General features: G+C 72.6%; 15 protein-coding genes. 5 read left to right on the top strand and 10 right to left on the bottom strand.

Translation table 11 applies throughout. The annotated features are described in order from the left end of the window. Positions 1-8: 8 nt before the first annotated feature. The 4 genes from RNL97_RS20405 to RNL97_RS20390 all read right to left on the bottom strand — a co-directional run bounded on the left by RNL97_RS20405 (position 9) and on the right by RNL97_RS20390 (position 9,118). Positions 9-1,733, bottom strand: a complete 1,725-nt coding sequence (locus RNL97_RS20405) for a serine/threonine-protein kinase (protein WP_313751023.1) — start codon at positions 1,731-1,733, stop codon at positions 9-11. Positions 1,734-1,877: 144 nt separating this feature from the next. Then, positions 1,878-4,820: a protein kinase gene (locus RNL97_RS20400; RefSeq protein WP_313751022.1), complete on the bottom strand. Its 2,943-nt coding sequence runs from the start codon at positions 4,818-4,820 to the stop codon at positions 1,878-1,880. 210 nt (positions 4,821-5,030) lie between these two features. After that, positions 5,031-7,163 carry a serine/threonine-protein kinase gene (locus RNL97_RS20395; RefSeq protein ID WP_313751021.1) on the bottom strand — a complete coding sequence of 711 codons (2,133 nt, stop codon included), beginning with the start codon at positions 7,161-7,163 and terminating at the stop codon, positions 5,031-5,033. Positions 7,164-7,411: 248 nt separating this feature from the next. Then, entirely contained in the window at positions 7,412-9,118 is a 1,707-nt protein-coding gene (locus RNL97_RS20390; protein WP_030577906.1) for a glycerol-3-phosphate dehydrogenase/oxidase, read from the bottom strand. A 242-nt stretch (positions 9,119-9,360) separates the two neighbouring features. Here RNL97_RS20390 and RNL97_RS20385 point away from each other — a divergent pair, with 242 nt between their 5' ends. Further along, on the top strand, positions 9,361-10,623 hold the full coding sequence (locus RNL97_RS20385; RefSeq protein WP_243314833.1) for a nucleotide sugar dehydrogenase: 1,263 nt from the start codon (positions 9,361-9,363) through the stop codon (positions 10,621-10,623). Here RNL97_RS20385 and RNL97_RS20380 read toward each other — a convergent pair. Further along, on the bottom strand, positions 10,620-11,576 hold the full coding sequence (locus RNL97_RS20380; protein ID WP_243312942.1) for an IS481 family transposase: 957 nt from the start codon (positions 11,574-11,576) through the stop codon (positions 10,620-10,622). The two genes, RNL97_RS20385 and RNL97_RS20380, sit on opposite strands and share 4 nt — an antisense overlap. A gap of 253 nt (positions 11,577-11,829) precedes the next feature. Between RNL97_RS20380 and RNL97_RS20375 the strand changes: the two genes are divergently transcribed. Continuing rightward, positions 11,830-12,459, top strand: a complete 630-nt coding sequence (locus RNL97_RS20375; RefSeq protein WP_243314831.1) for a hypothetical protein — start codon at positions 11,830-11,832, stop codon at positions 12,457-12,459. Positions 12,460-12,531: 72 nt separating this feature from the next. Here the strand turns inward: RNL97_RS20375 and RNL97_RS20370 are convergent, their stop codons facing one another. The 4 genes from RNL97_RS20370 to RNL97_RS20355 form a co-directional block, all read right to left on the bottom strand. After that, the gene (locus tag RNL97_RS20370) at positions 12,532-13,656 is read right to left on the bottom strand and encodes a GuaB3 family IMP dehydrogenase-related protein (RefSeq protein WP_030577914.1); all 1,125 of its coding nucleotides are present in this window, start codon (positions 13,654-13,656) and stop codon (positions 12,532-12,534) included. Positions 13,657-13,760: 104 nt separating this feature from the next. Then, complete coding sequence (gene guaB, locus RNL97_RS20365; protein ID WP_030577917.1) at positions 13,761-15,263, bottom strand: IMP dehydrogenase; 1,503 nt, start codon at positions 15,261-15,263, stop codon at positions 13,761-13,763. Positions 15,264-15,399: 136 nt separating this feature from the next. Further along, positions 15,400-15,975 carry a sigma-70 family RNA polymerase sigma factor gene (locus tag RNL97_RS20360; protein ID WP_006126954.1) on the bottom strand — a complete coding sequence of 192 codons (576 nt, stop codon included), beginning with the start codon at positions 15,973-15,975 and terminating at the stop codon, positions 15,400-15,402. A gap of 279 nt (positions 15,976-16,254) precedes the next feature. Further along, positions 16,255-16,866 (bottom strand): response regulator transcription factor, encoded by a 612-nt coding sequence (locus RNL97_RS20355; RefSeq protein ID WP_003948568.1) that lies wholly within the window; start codon positions 16,864-16,866, stop codon positions 16,255-16,257. A gap of 453 nt (positions 16,867-17,319) precedes the next feature. Between RNL97_RS20355 and RNL97_RS20350 the strand changes: the two genes are divergently transcribed. Further along, positions 17,320-17,658, top strand: coding sequence for a WhiB family transcriptional regulator (locus tag RNL97_RS20350; RefSeq protein WP_030577920.1), 339 nt, complete (start codon positions 17,320-17,322; stop codon positions 17,656-17,658). Between the two features lie 109 nt (positions 17,659-17,767). On the opposite strand, the gene RNL97_RS20345 is transcribed toward RNL97_RS20350, so the two are convergent. Next, complete coding sequence (locus tag RNL97_RS20345; RefSeq protein ID WP_030577922.1) at positions 17,768-18,658, bottom strand: LysR family transcriptional regulator; 891 nt, start codon at positions 18,656-18,658, stop codon at positions 17,768-17,770. Between the two features lie 80 nt (positions 18,659-18,738). Between RNL97_RS20345 and RNL97_RS20340 the strand changes: the two genes are divergently transcribed. Further along, positions 18,739-19,407: an MOSC domain-containing protein gene (locus RNL97_RS20340; protein WP_313751020.1), complete on the top strand. Its 669-nt coding sequence runs from the start codon at positions 18,739-18,741 to the stop codon at positions 19,405-19,407. A 181-nt stretch (positions 19,408-19,588) separates the two neighbouring features. Next, positions 19,589-21,178 (top strand): outer membrane protein assembly factor BamB family protein, encoded by a 1,590-nt coding sequence (locus RNL97_RS20335; protein WP_313751019.1) that lies wholly within the window; start codon positions 19,589-19,591, stop codon positions 21,176-21,178. Positions 21,179-21,294 lie beyond the last annotated feature (116 nt).

Raw genomic sequence — 21,294 nt, 5'->3', positions numbered from 1 at the left:
GCCCGCCCTCACTCCTGCGTCTGCGGGGCGCGCCAGCTGCGGAGCATGATGTCGAACTTCTCCCGGCTGGCCTCCCAGCCCTCCTGCGGGGCGGTCAGGTACAGCGCGTACTCCGGGCCGCCGGAGCCGCCGTAGTACATCTGGTCGATCCCGTGCCGGGGTCCCGCGTGGTCCTTGGTCTCGTTCCAGGTGAACTCCCAGAGGGCGCCCGGCCGGTCGCGGAAGGTGTTCTTCTCCATCCCGATCCGCTCGTAGCCCGGAAGCCGCGTGGAGAGCTGCTCCTCCATGTTCTCCATGTGCAGATACGGATGGTCGAAGTCCGGGTCGGGGTCGACGCTGATGCGTATCCGGTGGACCCCGTCGTCCGGGGTGTAGTCGATCTGGCCCTCGTTCACCTGGCGCTCCCAGCCCTGGGGCACGACGAGGCTGAAGCCGGCCGGGTCCTCGACCCGGTGCCAGCCGTCGGGTATCTCCGACGCGCCCTGCGCGGGGCCGGTGGGCTCCGGGGTGGTCCGGGGCGCGGACGACATGCTTCCGGCGGCCGGACCGCCGCTCGCGCCGGCCGAAGTGCCCGAGCGCTCGCCGTACTTCATCGCGATCAGCCCGGCCGCGCCGCCGAGCACGGCCGCCGCGACGACCACGACGAGCACGGTGCGCCACCGGGATCCGGTGCGCCGGACCACCGGGACGGAGGCGGGGCCGGGGGCCGGGGCGGCATGGGCGGTCGGCGCGGTCGAGGCGGTCGGGCCGGTGGTGGCGGCGGGGGTGGTGGCTCCGGGCAGCCGGGCGGTGGCGCCGTCGGAGCCGGGCGGGCCCGACGCGTCGCCGTCCCCGTAGCCGTAGCGGGCCTCCTCGGGGAAGCGCTGGGTCGGCACATGCGCCTGGGCGGCCCGGGGTTCGCGGCCCTCCATGGCGTCCAGCAGCATCTGCTCGGTCTGCGCGGCCGTGGGCCTCTCGGCCGGGTCCTTGCGGAGCAGCGCGGTGATGACGGCCCCGAGCGGGCCGGCGTTGACCGGAGCGGGCGGCTCCTCGGTGACGACGGCCTGCATGGTGGAGATGGGGGACGTACGGCGGAACGGGGAGGTCCCCTCGACCGCCGTGTACAGCGTCGCCCCCAGCGACCAGAGGTCGGAGGCCGGGCCCGGGTCGCCGCCGCGTACCCGCTCCGGGGCCAGGTAGTCGATGGAGCCGACCAGTTCGCCGGTACGGGTGATGGTGGAGTCGCCCTCGATCGCGGCGATCCCGAAGTCGGTCAGGAGCACCTGCCCGTCGCGGGCCAGCAGGACGTTGCCGGGCTTGACGTCCCGGTGCAGCACCCCGGCGCTGTGAGCGGCGCGCAGGGCGCTCAGCACGTGCAGCCCGATGCGGGCCGCCTCGCGCGGGGCGACCTCGCCGCTCTCCTTGGCGGAGTCGGCGAGCGAGGGCCCGTCGACATACTGCATGACGATCCAGGGGCGGTTGTCGTACTCGATCACGTCGTGGACGGTGACGACGCCGGGGTGCGTGATGCGCGCCGCCGCCCGGGCCTCCTTCTGCGTCCGGGCGTGCAGGACGAGCCGGTCGGCCTCGGCGACGTACAGCCCGGCGGTCAGCTCCTTGACGGCGACCGTGCGGTGCAGCACCTCGTCATGGGCGCGCCAGACCTTGCCCATGCCGCCCCGGCCGAGGACGTCGCCCAGCCGGTAGCGCCCCGCCAGCACCGGTCCCGCGTCCGTGCCCTGTGATCGATCCACGTGATGCCCCCGCCCCGTTCCTCGAATTGCCAGATTACGGAGGCGGGGCGCGGCGGGGATACGGGGGATCGCCCACGAGACCGCACTGTGATGGTTGTCGGCACCGCACAACGCCCGCACGGCGCCGGTGGCGATGACGTGGGGTCAGCCGGCGACCCGGTAGGAGGCGATGGCCTGCTCGTAGATCTCGGTGACCTTGTCCCGGTCGCTCTCGGGGCCGATGACCTGGATGACGTGGTACCGACCGTCGACGATCATGGCGAGGTTGCGGACGAACACCTCGCGCCCGCCGCTCTCCTGCCAGGTGAACTGCCCCTCGGCCATGGCCTGCCGGCCTACGTCGACCCGGCGCAGCCCGGACGAGGAGGACCAGCTGGAGTCCCGGAACGGCTGGAGCTCGGGCTCCTTGTCCCGCTGGTAGTCCAGCGGATCGCTGCCGCCCGACTTCACGGTGTCCCGGCCGGGCACCACGAGCAGGGTGAACCCGTCGCTCCCGTAACGGATCTGACGGTCCGCGTTGGCCGGGCTGCGCTGCCAGTCCTTCGGTACGCCGACCTCGAAGCCCTCCGCGTCCTCGCGGAGCGTGTAGCCGGGGGCGAGGGCCGCGGCGGACCGGCTGGTCTGCGGCTTCTGGGAGCCGGGCACGTCGGGTCCGTCCGCCGAACCGGAGGGCTCGGGCTCTCCCGAGGCGGCGGGCGGGGCGGCGGAACCGGTGGGCGCGGGCGCCCCGTTGTCCCGGCCCGGCTCCGTCTTCGGCATGAACATCACGGCGTACGCGACGGCGGCGGCCATCAGCAGCAGGATCAGGACGAGCAGCAGCCGGCCCAGCCTGCGCGGGGACTCCTCACCCCGGCGCGGGGGCTCCCGCAGCACCCGGGGGCCCTTGGGGGCACGCGGCGTGCGGGCCGGGCGCTCGTCCTCCCAGGCCTCCACGGGCCTGCGCACGGAACGGTCCGGCGGCAGCAGCGACTCGTGGCTCTCCCGCTGCGTGCCGCCGCGCCGCTTCGGCGGCTGCTGACGCTTCCCCTGGCGGTGCCGGCCGGCCCCGGCGCCGCCGAACCGGCCCCGGCGCCGCCGTACCAGCTCGCCCCTGCGGCGCACGACGGGGAGCCGGGTGGCGTCGGGCGCGGGCAGCGGGACGACGTCGGCGCCCGCCTCCGGCTCCGGCGCGGAGCGCACCAGCGAGCGCAGCCAGCCGCGCAACTCCTCGAAGTCCGGCCGCTCGGTGGGATCCTGGCGCAGCAGCGACTCGACGACGGGCCGCAGCGGACCGCACTCCTCCGCGAAGGCGGGCGGCTCGCCGCACACCATCTGGACGAGCTCGGCCGCGTTCTCCTCGGGGTAGGGGGCGTGGCCCTGGACGGCGCGGTAGAGCAGCGCGCCGAGCGCCCACAGGTCGGTGGAGGGGCCGATCGGCGGCGCGAGCTGCCAGTTCTCGTGGACCGGGCCCGCCTGCTCGGGGGCCCAGCGCTCGGTGACGGCTCCGACGACGGCGATCCGTGCCTGGCGGGCGCGTTCGGCGGCGAGCGGGGTGGCGGGGCCGCGGTAGACGGCCGGTTCGCCCCCGCCCGCGACGGCGTCCTCCCAGGCCCGGGTGGTGGTACGCGCGGTCGGGAGCGGCGCGGTGCGGGCCGGCTCCTTGGAGCCCGGTACGCCGGATACGCCGGGCCGCCGGGAGTCGGCGCGCAGGGCGTCCGCGCCCGATCCGCCGGCGGGGACGGACCGCCCGGCGCCGGGCCCGTCGTCCCAGGTCCCTGCGAGATGGACACGGCGGCCCGGCGGCCGGGGGCCCTCTTCGTCGTCCTCGTCGTCCTCGTCGTCGTAGGGGTCCTCGCCGGGGCCGCCCCAGGGGGTGGCCGGCCGGGGGGCGACGGGGGTGCCGGGGGCGTCCACGTCCCCGGTGGTACCGGCAGCTTCGGCGGTATCGGCCGCTCCGGCGTCCGGCGCGGCTTCGCGTCCGTCCTGCGGCGGCTTCGTGAGGTCGGCCGGGGAGCGGTCGGCCTGCTGCCGGTCCTCGGTGTCCCGGGCGGCGGCCCGCGCGCCCGCGCGGTAGGCGGCGATCGCCCCGGCGCGGGCGGCCCGCAGCTGCGCGGCGCTCGCGGCGCCCGGCTCGGCGGGGGGCGGTACGGCGGTGTAGGGGACGGCGGGGGCGGCGGGGCGCGGGACGATCTCCTGGCCCTCGGCCCACTGCTCCGGGACGGACTCGGCCCCACGGCCCGGCGGCAGGTCGTACGGGTCGTACCCGTCGTCCTCCCGGCGCGGCGCGTACCCCTGCGGCAGCGGCGGAACGGGCAGTTCCCGGCCCTCGCGGCTGCCGTCGCCCTCCCGACCGCCGTATTCGGCGTACTCCTGAACGTCCGCGTCCGCGTACTCCTCAACGTCCGCGTCGCTCCTGGCCGCCGGGAGCGCGTAGGCGCCGCCGAGCTCCCTGGGCGGGGCGGGGTCGGGGGCCGGGATGCCGTACGTCGTCGGGCCGGCCACCGGATCGGCGTCGGGCAGCGGTTCGGGGGCGTACCCGCAGAGGGCCTCCTCGGCGGCGCCCGCCGCGAGACCGGTGAGCATGACGCGGCCGTCGTCGCAGACCAGGACCGTGCGCACGGTGATGTTGCGGTGGGTCCAGCCGTGGGCGTGCAGCACCCGCAGGGCGGTGAGCACGTCGGAGCCGATCTCGGCGGCCCGGTAGGGGGTGAGGGGGCGCTCGGCGAGGAGCGCGGCGAGCGGCCGGGCCGCGACGAGCTCGCTGACTATCCAGAGCGAATCCGCTTCGGCGAACACGTCGAAGACCTGGTCGAGGCGGGGGTGGTCGGGCACCTGGGCGGCGGCCTGCGCGGCCTCGATCGCCCGCCGGACCGCGGGGTCCGTACTGCGGCGGACCGCCCGCCCGCCGGCCTGCCCGGACATCGGGGGCCGCCCGTCCGCGTCGAGCACCTCGGCGTCGATGATCTCCGGCAACGGAACCTGGCGGACGAGGACTTCCTGGCCGCTGTACGTGTCGAACGCCCGGGTCTCGGCCAGTTCGTACCCGTCGGACGGGGGCAGCGGAAGGCGGTAGCGGTCGGCAAGCACCCGACCCGCGTAATCGTCCACGACGCCTCCCCAGAGCGCGCAGTTCCCCGGCCATCAGAGCTGCACGATTCCGTCAGTTACGTTCATCCGGCGGGCAATTGACCCGCTGTTCCGGCTGCGTACGGTCTCCGGCCTCTTACGATACGTGGCAACGCGGGCCGACGGGCCGGGTCGCCCCAACCCGGCCCGCACAAACGTTTCACACCGGCCAGGATCGGGCGCGTCCGGCGGTCAGTCCGTGGGCGTGAAGGTGGCGAACGCCGTTTCGCGCAGCGTCCGGCACTCATCGCCGTTCCACTCGGCCACCTTGCAGCTGATCATGATGGAGTAGCCGCGCTTGGCGTCCACCTTGAAGCCGCGGTTGAGCACCCGGACCCGGACGCCGCTGTGGCTGCGCTCGAACGTCCAGTCGGCGACGGTCGGATAGCCGTTGTACGCGACCTTCTTTATGCCGCCGTGCTTGTAGCCGTCGCTGAGGACCTTGACGCTGGCCACGGCCCCGCGCCAGGCGGCCGCGGCGTCGTCCTTGGGAGAGCTGTTGAAGTCGACCTGGACCCGGGGGAAGCTGCCCTGCCCGGCGTTGTAGATGCCTCCGGAGTTGGTGCCCGCGATGCCGGTGCGCCGGAAGTCCTCGGGCATCGCCATGGTGAAGTGGAACCGGGCGTCGGCGACCTTCTTGTAGCCGGCGGGCAGGGAGTCGCCCGCCGGTTTGTCGTCCCCGTCGCCCTGGTCGCCCTTCGGACCGTCGGCCTTCGGGTCGTCGGAGCCCTCGCCGGACGGGTCCTCGGAGGCCCTGCCGTCCTCCTTGCCCTGGCCCTCCTTCTGGCCGTCGCCCTTCCCGCCGGACGAACCGCCGCCCGTGTCATCACCCTTGCCGTCGGCGCCGCCTGTCGCGGCTCCGGCCGACGCGGCGGTGTCGCCCTTGCCGCTCTTGTCCGCGTCGTCGCCGCCGAGGGCGAGCGCGAGGACCGTGCCGAGGATGGCCAGCGCGACGACCGCCGCGATGATCGCGAGGGTGCGGCGGGGCACCACGTCGGTGATCGAGGCGCGCGTGGAGGCGGCCGAGGACGGCGGGCGCTGTCCCGGCACGGAAGCGCTCGCCGTCGCCGCCGACTTCGGCGCGGCGGGGGCCGCGACGGATCCCTGCGCGCCCGCCGGGGCGGACCCGGCCGCCGCGGCGGACTTCGCCGACGGGGCGGGAGTCCCGGGCGGGGACGGCGGCTTGGGCGGGGTGACGGGCGAGCCGGTGGCCGCGGCGGCGGGAGAGCCCTTCGACGCGGCCGCGGCGCCCGCGGCGGCCACCGCCGGGGTTTTCGCGTTGCGCACGGACCGCAGGGCTCCGCGCAGCCGGTCGCGGGCGCCTTCGCCGGACTCGCCCGTTCCGGTGGACTGCTTCGGCGGCTTCGGGGCCTTGGGCTGCTTCGGCGTCCGCCTGACGAGCGGGTCGGCGGCGGGGGCCGGCGGGATGGCCATGATCTGGGTGGAGTCCACCGGGGCGGGCGCGGGCACGTCGGGGGCGTTGATGACGTCGTTGAGCAACGCCCGTGCCCCGGCGTCGTCGAGGCGCTGTTCGGGATCCCGGGCGAGCAGCCCGTAGATGACCTCCGTGAGCGGACCGGCGTTCTTCGGCGGGTCGAGCGGTTCGGTCATCACGGCCGTGAGCGTGGCGATGGCCGAGCCCTTGTCGTACGGCGGGCAGCCCTCGACGCTCGCGTACAGCAGTCCGCCGAGCGACCACAGGTCGGCGGGCGGGCCCGGCTTGTGACCGCGGGCCCGCTCCGGCGAGATGTACGAGGGGGCGCCGACGAGCATGCCGGTGGAGGTGACCGACGGGTCGCCCTCGACCTGGGCGATGCCGAAGTCGGTGAGGACGACGCGGCCGTCCTCGGCGATCAGCACGTTGGACGGCTTCACATCGCGGTGCAGGATGCCCTCGCGGTGCGCCGAGCGCAGGACGTCGAGGATGGCGAGCCCGACCTCGGCGGCCCGCTTCGGCGTCAGCGTGCCGTCCTCGCGGATCGCCTCGGCGAGTGACTTGCCCTCGATCAGCTCCATGACGATCCACGGGCGGTCGTCCTCGTCGACCACGTCGTAGACGGTCACCGCGCTGTTGTTGCGGATCCGTGCGATCGCCTTGGCCTCGCGCAGGGTGCGCGTGATCAGCCGACGCTTCTCGTCCTCGTCGATCGCCGAGGGGAACCGCAGTTCCTTCACGGCGACCGTGCGGCCGAGCGTCTCGTCGTCGGCGCGCCAGACCGTGCCCATGCCGCCCCGGCCGAGCACCTCACCGAGCCGGTAGCGCCCCGCGAGGAGACGACCGTTCTTGTCCCGTTGGGGCTCCCGTGCCTGCTCCGCCTCCGACATGCGTCCCCTCTGCGATCAACCCGCCCTGGCAGAGCGTTCATTGTCCCTCACCCCGGGACCGGTCCTGGTGCCGGGTCCGGGTCCGCCGCGCCGCGGCCCGCGGAGGGAATCTCCCACAGCCTCCTACCAACCGGGCCTCCCCGTCCAGGCCGGACCGGCCCGCCGCCCCGCCCCACGGGGCAGGCGGGTCCCAACTGCCCCGGAGGCAACAGGGGGTGGCCGCCCTCCGGGGCTCCGCGGGGCACTGCTCAGGTCGGCACGATGTCCGGCGCGCCCAGCCGGGCCGCGTCCGCCGTGAGGTCGTCGGGCTGCCGCTGCGACTCCCGCTCGGCCTCCACCCGCTTCTCGTAGTGCTCGACCTCCCGGTCGATCCGCCCCTGGTCCCAGCCGAGCACCGGCGCGATCAGATCCGCGCAGAGCCGGGCGCTGCGGGTGCCCCGGTCGAAGGTCTCGATGGAGATCCGGGTGCGCCGGGTCAGCACGTCGTCCAGATGGCGGGCGCCCTCGTGGGAGGCCGCGTAGACGATCTCGGCGCGCAGATAGTCGTCGGCGGCGGGCAGCGGTTCACCCAGTGCGGGGTCGGCGAGGATCAGTTCCAGAATTTCCTCGGTCATTGAGCCGTACCGGTTGAGCAGATGCTCCACCCGGGCGACATGGAGTCCGGTCCGGGCCGCGATCCGGGCGCGCGCGTTCCACAGGGCCTTGTACCCCTCGGCCCCCAGCAGCGGGGTGTCCTCGGTGACGCAGGCGGCGACCCGCTGGTCGAGCCCGTGCACCGCCTCGTCCACCGCGTCCTTGGCCATGACCCGGTACGTCGTGTACTTGCCGCCCGCCACGACGACCAGGCCGGGGGCGGGGTGGGCCACCGTGTGCTCGCGCGACAGCTTGCTGGTGGCGTCCGACTCGCCGGCCAGCAGCGGCCGCAGCCCGGCGTAGACACCCTGGACGTCGTCCCTGGTCAGCGGGGTGTTCAGGACGGAGTTGACGTGCTGGAGGAGATAGTCGATATCGGCGCTGGAGGCGGCCGGATGGGCCTTGTCCAGGTCCCAGTCGGTGTCCGTGGTGCCGATGATCCAGTGCCGGCCCCAGGGGATGACGAAGAGGACGGACTTCTCGGTGCGCAGGATGAGGCCGGTGGAGGAGTGGATGCGGTCCTTGGGGACGACCAGGTGGATGCCCTTGGAGGCCCGGACGTGGAACTGTCCGCGCTCGCCGATGAGCCCCTGGGTGTCGTCGGTCCACACGCCGGTGGCGTTGACCACCTGCTTGGCCCGGACCTCGTACTCCGTGCCGCTCTCGACGTCCCGGACGAGCGCGCCGACGACCCGCTCGCCCTCGCGGAGGAAGCCGACGACCCGGGCCTGGTTGGCCACGTGGGCGCCGTAGGACGCAGCGGTGCGCACCAGCTCGGTGACGAAGCGGGCGTCGTCCATCTGGGCGTCGTAGTACTGGAGGGCGCCGACCAGGGCGTCCTTCTTCAGCGCGGGGGCGACCCGCAGCGCGTGCTTGCGGGAGAGGTGGCGGTGGACGGGGAGGCCGCGTCCGTGGCCGGAGGAGACCGACATCGCGTCGTACAGCGCGACGCCGGAGCCGGCGTAGAGGCGCTCCCAGCCCTTGTGCTGCAAGGGGTAGAGGAAGGGCACGGGCTTCACCAGGTGCGGGGCGAGCCGTTCCAGGAGCAGCCCGCGCTCCTTGAGCGCCTCCCGGACCAGGGCGAAGTCGAGCATCTCCAGATAGCGCAGGCCGCCGTGGATCAGCTTGCTCGACCTGCTCGATGTGCCGGACGCCCAGTCGCGCGCCTCGACCAGTCCGGTCGTCAGGCCTCTGGTGGCGGCGTCCAGCGCCGTGCCCGCGCCTACCACGCCCGCCCCCACGACCAGCACGTCCAGTTCGCGCTCGGCCATGGCGGCGAGCGCGAGGGTGCGCTCGGCGGGTCCCAGTGTCGCTGTCCTCACTGCTGCCTCCCGGTGGATCGGGGTGGTCGGACACGGGAGTGCCACCCGGCCGAGGGGCCGGCCGCCCGTGTCCACCTCTCGATTCTGTCCGCGCTCCCCGAGTTCAGCCACCGCCTGTGGACAACACCCCGGCGACTGGAGCGGCACAATGCGACATATAGGTCATATTTACGCCTAGTCTGACATTGCGCTGTCCCCAGCAGTTGCGATCTTCGCTCTCCGCACTTAGGGGGTCTTCCTGTATGCCCGCAGACCTCGCCGTCATCGGACTCGGTCACCTCGGCCTGCCGCTCGCCCAGGCCGCCGTGACCGCCGGAATCGACACCGTCGGCTACGACCCCGATCCCCGCCCGTACGCGGAGCTCAGAGCGGGCCGGAGCCCCGTCGAGGGCGCTCTCACCGCCTCCGAGGTCCGCCGTATGCTCTCGGGCGGCTTCCGGCCCACCACCGACGCCGCCGAGCTGGGCCGGGTCCGTACCGCCGTGATCTGCTCCCCCGCCCCGCTCGGCCCCGACCGCGCCGTCGACCTCACCGCGCTCGGCGACTCCGCCCGCGCCCTGGCCTCCCGGCTGCGCCCGCACACCACCGTGCTGCTGGAGTCCGCCGTACCTCCGGGCACCACCGAGACCTTCCTGCGCCCCCTGCTCGAAGAGGGCTCCGGGCTCGTCGCCGGACGCGACTTCCACCTCGCCTGCTCCCCCGGCCGGCTCGACCCCGGCAACCGCACCCGCACCCTGGCCAACACTCCGAAGGTCATCGGCGGCCTCACCCCCGCCTGCACCGAGTCGGCCGCCGCCTTCTACGGACGGCTCACCGACAAGGTCGTGAGGGCCCGCGGACCGCGCGAGGCGGAGATGACGAAGGTCCTGGAGACCAACTTCCGGCACGTCAACATCGCGCTGGTCAACGAGATGGCGGTGCTCTGCCACGACCTCGGCGTCGACTTCTGGGACGTCATCCGGTGTGCCGAGACCAAGCCGTTCGGCTTCCAGCCCTTCCGCCCCGGCCCCGGCGTCGGCGGGCACGGCGTCCCGGTCGATCCGGGCTGCCCGCCGTACGGGGGCCGCGCCTCGGGGCATCCGCTGCGGATGGTCTCGCTGGCACAGGAGATCAACGACCGGATGCCCAGCTACGTCATCCAGCGCTGCGCCACCCTCCTGAACGAGCACGGCAAGTCCGTCCGGGGCGCGCGCGTCCTGCTGCTCGGCGTCACCTACAAACCGGACACCGCGGACCAAGAGGCCGCGCCCGCCCGGGAGATCGCCACCCGGCTGATGGACATGGGCGCCCAGATCGGCTACCACGACCCGCACGTCCTGGACTGGCGGGTACGCGAACGCCCCGTCCCGCGCGCCGACTCGCTGTACGAGGCGGCGGCCGCCGCCGACCTGACCGTACTGCTCCAGCAGCACCGCACCTACGACCTCCAGGGCCTCGCGGTGAAGGCCCAACTGCTCCTGGACACCCGGGGAGCCACTCCGGCGGGGGCAGCACACCGGCTCTAGCTGTATTGACCCGCAGGGTTGTTGACACGGGTGATGGGTGGGTGGCCGCCGAGTGCGGTGTGGCTGCGGTGGTGGTTGTAGGTGTGGAGGAAGTCTGCCAGGGCTTCGGCCCGCTCGGTGTTGGCGGTGTAGGGCCGGATGTAGGCCCATTCGTCGAGCAGGGTGCGGTTGAAGCGTTCGACCTTGCCGTTGGTCTGGGGCCGGTAGGCCCGGGTCAGCTTGCCTGTGGCGCCGAGGTCCGCGAGGGCGTTCCTCCAGGCCAGGCCCTTGCGGTAGGCCCAGGCGTTGTCCGTCAGGACCCGCTCGATGCGGGGGATGCCCTGGCGGTGGAAGAAGGCGGCTGCGCGGGTGAGGAAGCCCGCGCAGGTCGCGACCTTCTCGTCGGGGTGGATCTCGCTGTAGGCCAGGCGGGAATGGTCGTCGACGGCAGAGTGGATGTAGTCGAAGCCCATGTTGCTGCGGGTGGCGCGGCCGGCCTGGCGGCCCAGGGTCCTGTGACCGCCGCCGTCGGGGATCCGGCCGAGCTTCTTCACGTCGATGTGGATCAGCTCGCCGGGCCGGTCGCGTTCGTAGCGGCGGATCAGGGTGCCGGTCGGACGGTCGATCCAGGACAGCCGGTTCAGACTGTGGCGGGTCAGGATCCGGTGCACGGTCGAGGCGGGCAGGCCCAGGACCGGGCCGATGCGGGCGGGGCCGAGCTTGCGGGTCCTGCGGAGGTCGCAGACGCGAGCCTCGACGGCCCGTGGGGTGCGGTGCGGTGTGCGATGGGGCCTGCTGGAGCGGTCGGCCAGGCCCGAGTCACCCTCCGCGCGCCAACGGCGGATCCACTTGTGGGCGGTAGGCCTGGATATGCCCATTTCGGCCGCCACATGGGCAACTGGCCGCCCACCGAGGACGCGATCGACCAGGATTCGCCTGCCGTGAACGGTCAGCCGGGCATTACGGTGGGACACGAAGACCTCCGTGTGTGGTGTGGAGCCTAGACACCTCCACCACACCGGAGGTCTTCGCCATGATCAAGCCCGGTCGGCGTTAACAACGCTCGTGATCAATACATCTAGCGCGGAAGCCCACCAGGTGACGGACCGTCGAAAGATAGTCAGTGACCGAAACCAGAGGGTGCTGCTACTCTGCGGCGTCACAGAGCGCACACACACGTGCGTATTCCGCGCAGCAGTGCGCAGCCGCCCCAGGGGGAGCCCCACCGTGAGTCAGCCCGTGCAGCCGCCGAACCAGCCCCAGCAGCCCTTCGGCGGTCAGCCCGTCGACGGCAACCCCTACGCCGGCCAGCCGGGTCAGCCCGCCCCCGCCGCCCCGACCGGCAACCCCTACGGCCAGCAGCCCCCGGCCCCGACCGGTAACCCGTTCGCGGGCCAGCAGCCGGGCCAGGGCGCCCCGTTCGGCGGCGGCGCCCCCTTCACCCCGGCTCCCCCGGCCCGCGACAACGTCCTGCTCGGCGTGGCGGTCGCGCTCGGCGCGGCGATCGTCGCGGGCATCCTGTACGGCGTGATCGCGGGCTCCATCGAACGCGAGGTCGGCTACGCGGCGGTCGGCGTCGGCTTCCTGGTCGGCTTCGCGGCGAGCAAGGTCGGCGGCTCCAACCCGGCGATCATCGCCGCCTCGGCCGTCTTCTCGATCGGCGCGGTCTACCTGGGTCAGCTCGTCGGCATCTCGATGGTGCTGTCCGATCTGGCGCAGATCCCGTTCTCCGAGGTCATCGGCGACCACTTCGACACGGTGACCACGGCGTGGTCGGAAGAGGCCGACTTCATGACGTACCTCTTCCTCGGCCTCGGCGCGGTCGCCGCCGTCGGTGGCGCGAAGAAGGCCGGCTGACACCGCACGGCAGCATGCGGAAGGGCCCGGACCGTTGGACGGTCCGGGCCCTTCGCGTACCTACGCGGGAAGTCAGCGGCTGTGCTGCGAGTCCGCCACCGTCACCTCGACGCGCTGGAACTCCTTGAGGTCGCTGTAGCCGGTGGTGGCCATCGCGCGGCGCAGGGCGCCGAAGATGTTCATCGAGCCGTCCGGGGTGTGGGAGGGGCCGGTGAGGACCTCCTCCGTCGTCCCGACCGGACCGAGGTCGACCAGCTTGCCGCGCGGCACGTCCTCGTGGACGGCCTCCATGCCCCAGTGGCGGCCACGGCCCGGCGCGTCGGTGGCGCGGGCCAGCGGGGAGCCCATCATCACGGCGTCCGCACCGCAGGCGATGGCCTTCGGCAGGTCGCCGGACCAGCCGACGCCGCCGTCGGCGATGACGTGCACGTACCGGCCGCCGGACTCGTCCATGTAGTCGCGGCGGGCGCCGGCGACGTCCGCGACGGCGGTGGCCATCGGGACCTGGATGCCGAAGACGTTGCGCGTGGTGTGCGCGGCGCCGCCGCCGAAGCCGACGAGGACACCGGCCGCGCCGGTCCGCATCAGGTGCAGGGCGGCGGTGTACGTGGCGCAGCCGCCGACGATGACCGGGACGTCCAGCTCGTAGATGAACTGCTTCAGGTTCAGCGGCTCGGCCGCGCCGGAGACGTGCTCGGCGGAGACCGTCGTCCCCCGGATGACGAAGATGTCGACGCCCGCGTCGACGACCGCCTTGGAGAACTGGGCGGTGCGCTGCGGGGAGAGCGCGGCGGCGGTGACGACACCGGAGTCGCGCACCTCCTTGATGCGCTGCCCGATCAGTTCCTCCTGGATGGGGGCGGAGTAGATCTCCTGGAGCCGGCGGGTGGCGGACTCGACCGGCATCTCGGCGATCTCGTCGAGCAGCGGCTGCGGGTCGGCGTGCCGGGTCCACAGGCCTTCCAGGTTCAGCACGCCGAGGCCGCCGAGCTCACCGATCCGGATGGCGTGCTGCGGGGAGACCACGGAGTCCATGGGAGCGGCCAGGAACGGCAGCTCGAAGCGGTAGGCGTCGATCTGCCAGGCGATCGAGACCTCCTTCGGGTCCCGGGTGCGGCGGCTCGGAACGACAGCGATGTCGTCGAATGCGTAAGCCCGGCGGCCGCGCTTGCCGCGCCCGATCTCGATCTCAGTCACGATGTGTGGCCTTTCCCTCTACGTCTGCGCTGACCAGTATCCCCGACACGTGCCTGAGGGGCGGTACCGGGAACTCCGGTCCGCCCCTCACCTGCGGTGATGCGTTACTTCCTGCTGTAGTTCGGTGCTTCCACCGTCATCTGGATGTCGTGCGGGTGGCTCTCCTTGAGCCCCGCCGAGGTGATCCGGACGAAGCGGCCCTTGCTCTCCATCTGGTCGACGGACGCGGCGCCGACGTAGCCCATGGTCTGGCGCAGGCCGCCGACGAGCTGGTGGAGGACGTTGGCCAGCGGACCGCGGTAGGGCACCTGGCCCTCGATGCCCTCGGGGACGAGCTTGTCGTCCGAGGAGACCTCGGCCTGGAAGTAGCGGTCCTTGGAGTAGGACCGGCCCTGGCCGCGGGACTGCATCGCGCCCAGCGAGCCCATGCCGCGGTACGACTTGAACTGCTTGCCGTTGATGAACATCAGCTCGCCCGGGGACTCCTCGCAGCCCGCGAGCAGGCTGCCCAGCATCACGCTGTCCGCGCCCGCGGCCAGCGCCTTGCCGATGTCGCCGCTGTACTGGAGGCCGCCGTCGCCGATCACCGGGACACCCGCCGCGCGGGCGGCGAGCGCCGCCTCGTAGATCGCGGTGACCTGCGGGACGCCGATACCGGCGACCACACGGGTGGTACAGATCGAGCCGGGGCCGACGCCGACCTTGACGCCGTCGACACCGGCGTCGATCAGGGCCTGGGCGCCGTCGCGGGTGGCGACGTTGCCGCCGATGACGTCGACGCCGACGCTCGACTTGATCTTCGCCATCCAGGCGAGGGCGTTGCTGTTGTGGCCGTGCGAGGTGTCGACGATGAGGAAGTCGACCCCGGCGGAGGCGAGGGCCTGCGCGCGCTCCAGCGCCTCGGGGCTGGCGCCGACGGCCGCGCCGACCAGCAGGCGGCCCTCGGCGTCCTTGGCGGCGTTCGGGTACTGCTCGGCCTTCTTGAAGTCCTTGACCGTGATGAGGCCCTTGAGGATGCCCGCCTCGTCGACGAGCGGCAGCTTCTCGATCTTGTGGCGGCGCAGCAGCTCCATGGCTTCGACGCCGGAGATGCCGACCTTGCCGGTGACGAGCGGCATCGGCGTCATGACCTCGCGCACCTGGCGCGTACGGTCCGACTCGAAGGCCATGTCGCGGTTGGTGACGATGCCGAGAAGCTTGCCCGCGGCGTCGGTGACGGGGACACCGCTGATGCGGAACTTCGCGCAGAGCGCGTCCGCCTCGCCGAGCGTGGCGTCGGGGTGCACGGTGATCGGGTCGGTGACCATGCCGGACTCGGACCGCTTGACCAGGTCGACCTGGTTCACCTGGTCCTCGATGGAGAGGTTGCGGTGCAGCACGCCGACACCGCCCTGACGGGCCATGGCGATGGCCATGCGGGCCTCGGTCACCTTGTCCATGGCGGCCGACAGCAGGGGGATGTTCACCCGTACGTTGCGCGAGATGAGGGTCGAGGTGTCGACCGCGTTGGGCAGGACCTCGGACGCGCCGGGCAACAGCAGCACGTCGTCGTAGGTCAACCCGAGCGTCGCGAATTTCTCGGGCACTCCGTCGACGTTTGCAGTCATGACACCTTCCCCAAATGGCCTTGATCGGTGCGGATGTCCATGCTAACGGCCCCGGGAGGTGTCTCATTCCACGATCAAGATCACTTGGTGGTTCTGGAGCTTCGCACGAGGCGGTACGGCGGGCCCCGCCGTACCGCTACTGCTCGGCGAGCGCCCGGAGCCTGCTGAGCGCGCGGTGCTGGGCGACCCGGACCGCGCCCGGCGACATCCCGAGCATCCGTCCGGTCTCCTCGGCGGTCAGCCCCACCGCGACCCGCAGGACCAGCAGCTCGCGCTGGCTCTCCGGGAGGTTGGCGAGGAGCTTCTTGGCCCAGGCGGCATCGCTGCTGAGCAGGGCGCGCTCCTCCGGGCCGAGGGAGTCGTCGGGCCGCTCCGGCATCTCGTCGGAGGGGACGGCGGTCGACCCCGGGTGGCGCATCGCGGCGCGCTGGAGGTCGGCGACCTTGTGTCCGGCGATGGCGAAGACGAAGGCTTCGAAGGGCCTGCCGGTGTCCTTGTAGCGCGGCAGCGCCATCAGCACCGCGACGCAGACCTCCTGCGCGAGGTCCTCCACGAAGTGGCGAGCATCACCGGGGAGGCGGTTCAGCCGGGAGCGGCAGTAGCGCAGGGCGAGGGGGTGGACGTGGGCCAGCAGGTCGTGGGTGGCCTGCGCGTCTCCGTCGACGGCGCGGTGCACCAGGGCACCGATCACCGTGGTCTCGTCATCGCGCATCGGACCATGGTGCCCTGATGCCACTCGGTCCGCTGCACCGCCTCCGGAGTTGTGCACCGAAGCGTTATGAGCGGGTGCGCCGGATGTCATGTCCTGCGCCCTCCCCTTCCGCTCGACCGAATCGTTCCTGAGGAACTCCACGACTCAAGGATGCGTCATCGGCCGGGAAGCGTCACATGGCGCCGCTGGGCGGGCACCCGGTTGCGGGGCGTGGAGCCGGTGGCCCGCTCCGTGCCCCCGTCCGCCGGTCTGCGGACGGGGCGCGGCCCGGGCGTGTCCTCAGCGGACCAGACCCCAGCGGAATCCGAGGGCCACCGCGTGGGCGCGGTCCGAGGCCCCGAGCTTCTTGAACAGGCGGCGGGCGTGGGTCTTGACCGTGTCCTCGGAGAGGAACAGCTCGCGGCCGATCTCCGCGTTGGAGCGGCCGTGACTCATGCCTTCGAGCACCTGGATCTCCCGCGCGGTGAGCGTGGGGGCCGCCCCCATCTCGGCGGACCGCAGCCGACGCGGGGCGAGCCGCCACGTCGGGTCGGCCAGCGCCTGGGTGACGGTGGCCCGCAGCTCGGCGCGCGAGGCGTCCTTGTGCAGATAGCCGCGGGCACCGGCGGCGACCGCGAGCGCGACCCCGTCCAGGTCCTCGGCGACGGTCAGCATGATGATCCGGGCACCGGGGTCGGCGGAGAGCAGTCGACGGACGGTCTCCACACCTCCCAGACCGGGCATGCGTACGTCCATCAGAATCAGATCCGAACGATCGGCACCCCAGCGGCGGAGGACTTCCTCGCCGTTGGCCGCGGTCGTCACGCGCTCGACGCCGGGCACGGTGGCCACCGCGCGACGGAGCGCTTCTCGGGCAAGCGGGGAGTCGTCGCAGACGAGGACGGATGTCATGACCGTCCTCCGCAGCTGATGCGCGTCACCTTGAGCCTCCAGGCTGATACAAGTCGTCACCTGTGCGGTTGACCCCCTCGGACATGTGCCCGAGCCGGATATCCGTCAACCGCATCCGTTCCTTTAACGACGGTCACTCGAAAGAGTTACGGGTCGCGCGACCGGGTTCGGCACTCTACGTGAAGGCTCGAATACGGAGGAGAACGGCGCGGGTGATTCACCCGTCAACCGGATCTTCACCCCATGGCATGCCCTATTTGGCAGCTTTTCTTCCCTTTCGAGGGTGTCTGTGGCTAGATTCGCAATCAGTCATATTTACATCTACTAGCACCGTAGATGTACGGTCGAGACTTCGGTCACACCGATCAGAGACGGTCCGAACACCGCAGGCCGTCGATCACAGACGGTCGAGGATGCCGCTTCCGATGCAGCACAGCTCCGAGGGGACAAGCAATGGCAGATTTCTCCCGCCTTCCCGGACCCAACGCAGACCTGTGGGACTGGCAGCTGCTCGCCGCCTGCCGAGGCGTGGACAGCTCCCTGTTCTTCCACCCGGAGGGTGAGCGCGGCGCGGCGCGGAGCGCCCGCGAGACCTCCGCGAAGGAGGTGTGCATGCGCTGCCCGGTACGGGCCGAGTGCGCGGCCCACGCCCTGGCCGTACGGGAGCCCTACGGCGTGTGGGGCGGCCTGACGGAGGACGAGCGCGAAGAGCTGATGGGCCGGGCCAGAACCCGGCTGATCAGCGCGGCGCCCTCCGGGGGCCCCGCCGGACCGGGCTCCGGCACCACCTGACACCCGTACGCCCCAACGCGACGCAGAAACGTTTCTTCAGTACCTTCAGCCATCCGGCCCGCGACCGGCCGCGGCAGGCGTCCGTGTGCGCGTCGCGCCCCGCGCGGGCTCAGCGGGCGGCGGTCCGCGCCAGCTGGTCCAGGGTGGCCGCCACCGCCGGGACCCGGGCCAGGTCCGGCAGGGTCAGCGCGACGATCTCCCGCTCGATCGCGGGCTCGACCGGTACCGCCCTGGTCCCCTTGGGGCGGACCGACTCGACGGCCAGCTCCGGCAGCACCGCCACACCGAGCCCCGCCCCGACGAGGCCCATCACCGCCGGGTAGTCGTCGGTGGCGAAGTCGATGCGCGGGGCGAAGCCGGACTCCTCGCAGACCTCGACCAGCTGGCGGCGGCAGCGCGGGCAGCCCGCGATCCAGGACTCGTCGGCCAGCTCGCCGATGGACACGCTGGGCGCCTCCGCCAGCCGGTGCCCCTCCGGGAGGAGGCCGATCAGCCGGTCGGTGAGCAGCGGCCGGACCACCAGGTCGTCCCATTCGCCGCCCGTCGCCCCGTAACGGAACGCCAGCGCGATATCGCAGTCGCCCTCGCGCAGCAGGTCCACCGAGCGCGGCGGCTCGGCCTCGACCAGCGAGACGCGGGTGCCGGGGTGGTCGGCTCGCAGGGCCGCCAGCGCGCCCGGAACGAGGGTGGAGCTGCCGCTGGGGAAGGAGACCAGCCGGACCCGGCCGGCCCGCAGTCCGGCGATGGCGGCGACCTCCTCCTCGGCGGCGGTGAGCCCCGCCAGGATGCCGGAGGCGTGCCGCACCAGCGCCTCACCGGCCTGGGTGAGGCGCATCTCGCGCCCGGTGCGGATCAGCAGCGTGGTGCCGGCGGAGGCCTCCAGAGCCTTCATCTGCTGGCTGACGGCGGGCTGCGTGCAGCCCAGCTCGCGGGCGGCGGCGGAGAACGAGCCGGTGGTGGACACGGCGCGCAGGACACGGAGGTGGCGAGCTTCGATCACCGCTCCATCATAAGGAGCTCTTGGAGGAAGGGCGAATTAATGACTCCCTCCTTTGGGCCGGGGGCGGTTAGCGTAACGGCATGAAGCTGCTCACCGTGAACATCGGCCGCCTCCGCCCCAACGCCCGGACCGACGGCCCGAACGGCCTCTCCGGGATCGACAAGCGCCCGGTGGAGGGTCCCGTGGAGGTGCGCGACCCCGGCCCCAAGGGCGTGGGCGGCAGCGGGCTGTCCGGGGACGCGGTGTGCGATCTGCGCCATCACGGCGGCAGCGACCAGGCGGTGTACGCCTTCGCCCGCGAAGAGCTGGACGACTGGGAGCGGAAGCTGGGCGGGCGGAAGCTGGCCAACGGGGTGTTCGGCGAGAACTTCACGACCCGGGGTCTCGACGTCAGCGGCGCGCTGATCGGCGAGCGCTGGCGGGTGGGGGCGGACCTGGTGCTGGAGGTGACCTCGGGGCGGATCCCGTGCCGGACCTTCGCCGAGCATGTCCAGGAGAGGGGGTGGGTCAAGCGGTTCACCGAGCAGGGCGTGACCGGTGCGTATCTGCGGGTGATCGAACCGGGCACGGTCCGCGCCGGGGACCCCATCGAGATCGTGCACCGGCCGGACCACGAGATCACCGCCGCCCTGCAGTTCCGGGCGTCGACGACCGAACGCACCCTGCTGCCCTCGCTGCTGGCCGCCGGGGAGGCACTGCACCCCGAGGCGCTGCGCAAGGCCCGGGAGTACGCGGCACAGCAGAGCTGAGCGCCGGGCGGAACGGTCCCTCACGAGGTCGGCGGTGCCCGGCCGGTGACGCGGCGTCACCCTCGGCCCGCTTCCGGGCCGGTGACGGGGGAACTGGATCGGCCGGGCGCGCGTCCACCACCAGTGACCCGCGCCCGAGCATCAGACGTCGAGCCGAGCGGCACGTCCTGAGGGGAAGACCATGCCCGATCCGCAGCAGCCCTGGTACACCCCGGGCCCGCCGCAGCAGCCCGTTCCCGGTAACCCGTACGCCTCCGGGGGCGGCGCGCAGCGGGAGTCCGGGACGCAGGGATTCGGGCCGCCGCCCCCGCCGCCCCCGCGCCGCCGCTTCGGCCGGGGGCCGGTCGTCGCCGCGGTCGTCGCACTGGCGCTCGTCATCGTGGCGGGCGGGGTGTACGGCCTCACCGACCGGGGACGGGACGAGCCCGCGAAGCCGGTGGCGAAGAAGTCGCCCGGCCCTTCCGGTTCGGCGTCCCCGTCCCGTACGCCCGCGGCCGGCGCCCAGAAGCTGAGCCGCATTCCGACGACGAAGGAGGTCGCGGCCGCGCGGAAGCCGGGCGAGGCGTCGGCGTGGATCGCCGACGACAAGACCGATATACCCAAGCAGATCAACCCGGTCCACGACCTGTGGATCGTCGGCGACACCGCCGTCCAGGCCCTGTACCGGAAGGTGACGGCCTACCGGCTCTCGGACGGTGCCGAGGTCTGGAGCGTGACGCTCCCCTCCGCCGTGTGCGAGACACCGGCCAACCCCACGCCCGACGGCAAGGTCGTGGTCTTCCGTCATGAGAGGCCCGACAACGAGCGGGGCAATCGCTGCGACCAGATGCAGATGATCGATCTGAAGACCGGGAAGCAGGGGTGGCAGAAGAAGCTCGACGAGCCCGGTGACGAGGACAGCACGTTCATCGTCCACAGCGCCATCAGCGGCGACGTCCTCTCCGTCGCCCGGGGCCAACGGGCCGTCACCTACCGGGTGGACGACGGGAGCACGCTCCATGAGATTCCCTCGGAGAAGAAGGGGGCGTGCTTTCCCACCGGTGTGGCGGGCGGCGCCGCCCGGCTGCTGGTGAGTTCCGACTGCACGGTCTCCATGGACCGGAGCAAGAACTACGGCCAGCTGCGCGAGTTCGACCCCCGGACCGGCAAGCTCCTGTGGCGCTACCGGACGAAGACCGGCTGGAGCTTCGGCGCCCTGATCTCCATGGACCCGGTCGTCTTCACCGTCTACAACAACGAGGACACCGCCAGCGACTGGCGGATCACGGTCCTGGATCCGGGAGGCAGGCACCGGGTCACCTTCGACGCCCGGGACAAGGGGTTCGAGCACTGTGCCGGAAGCGGGGGCGGCGATGACATCCAGCCCTGCCGGGGCGCCGCGGTCGACAAGGGCCTCATCATGCTGGGCGGCCAGAACCAGGTCGGCGCGTACGACGTGAAGACCGGGAAGTTCCTGTGGGGCATCAAGTCCGACGAGATGCGCATCCTGTACGCGCTGCGCGCGGAGGGCGGCAGGTCGATGCGCGTCTACGAGGCGGCCGGCGCGAGGACCCCCGGCCGGACCTTCCTCATGGGCCCGCGCGGCGCCGGTACGGAGACCGAGATCGTGAAGCACCCGGCGGCGACCGCAGCGTGGGAGTACGAGATGTTCACGGGGCACACGGCCTACGTCGACGGACGGCTGGTCCTGACGTCGACGCACATGAGCGGGGACGAGAACCACAAGCCCGTGCGTGAGGCCCGCATGCTGTCCTTCGCCGCCTCACCCTGACCCGTACCGAGGGATCTCCCCGGTCGGGCGGCAGGGGCCTGGTCGGGGACGGTTCAGGGCTCCGCCCCATGCCCGGGGGCCGGTCGGCTCGGAATGCTGATGAGCATGGAGAGGAC

Origin of the sequence: Streptomyces parvus (genome assembly GCF_032121415.1) — a bacterium.
In the GTDB taxonomy this organism is placed as follows: Bacteria; Actinomycetota; Actinomycetes; order Streptomycetales; family Streptomycetaceae; genus Streptomyces; species Streptomyces globisporus_A.
Note: the sequence above shows the minus strand (reverse complement) of the source record. Positions and strands in the feature narration are given on the sequence as shown.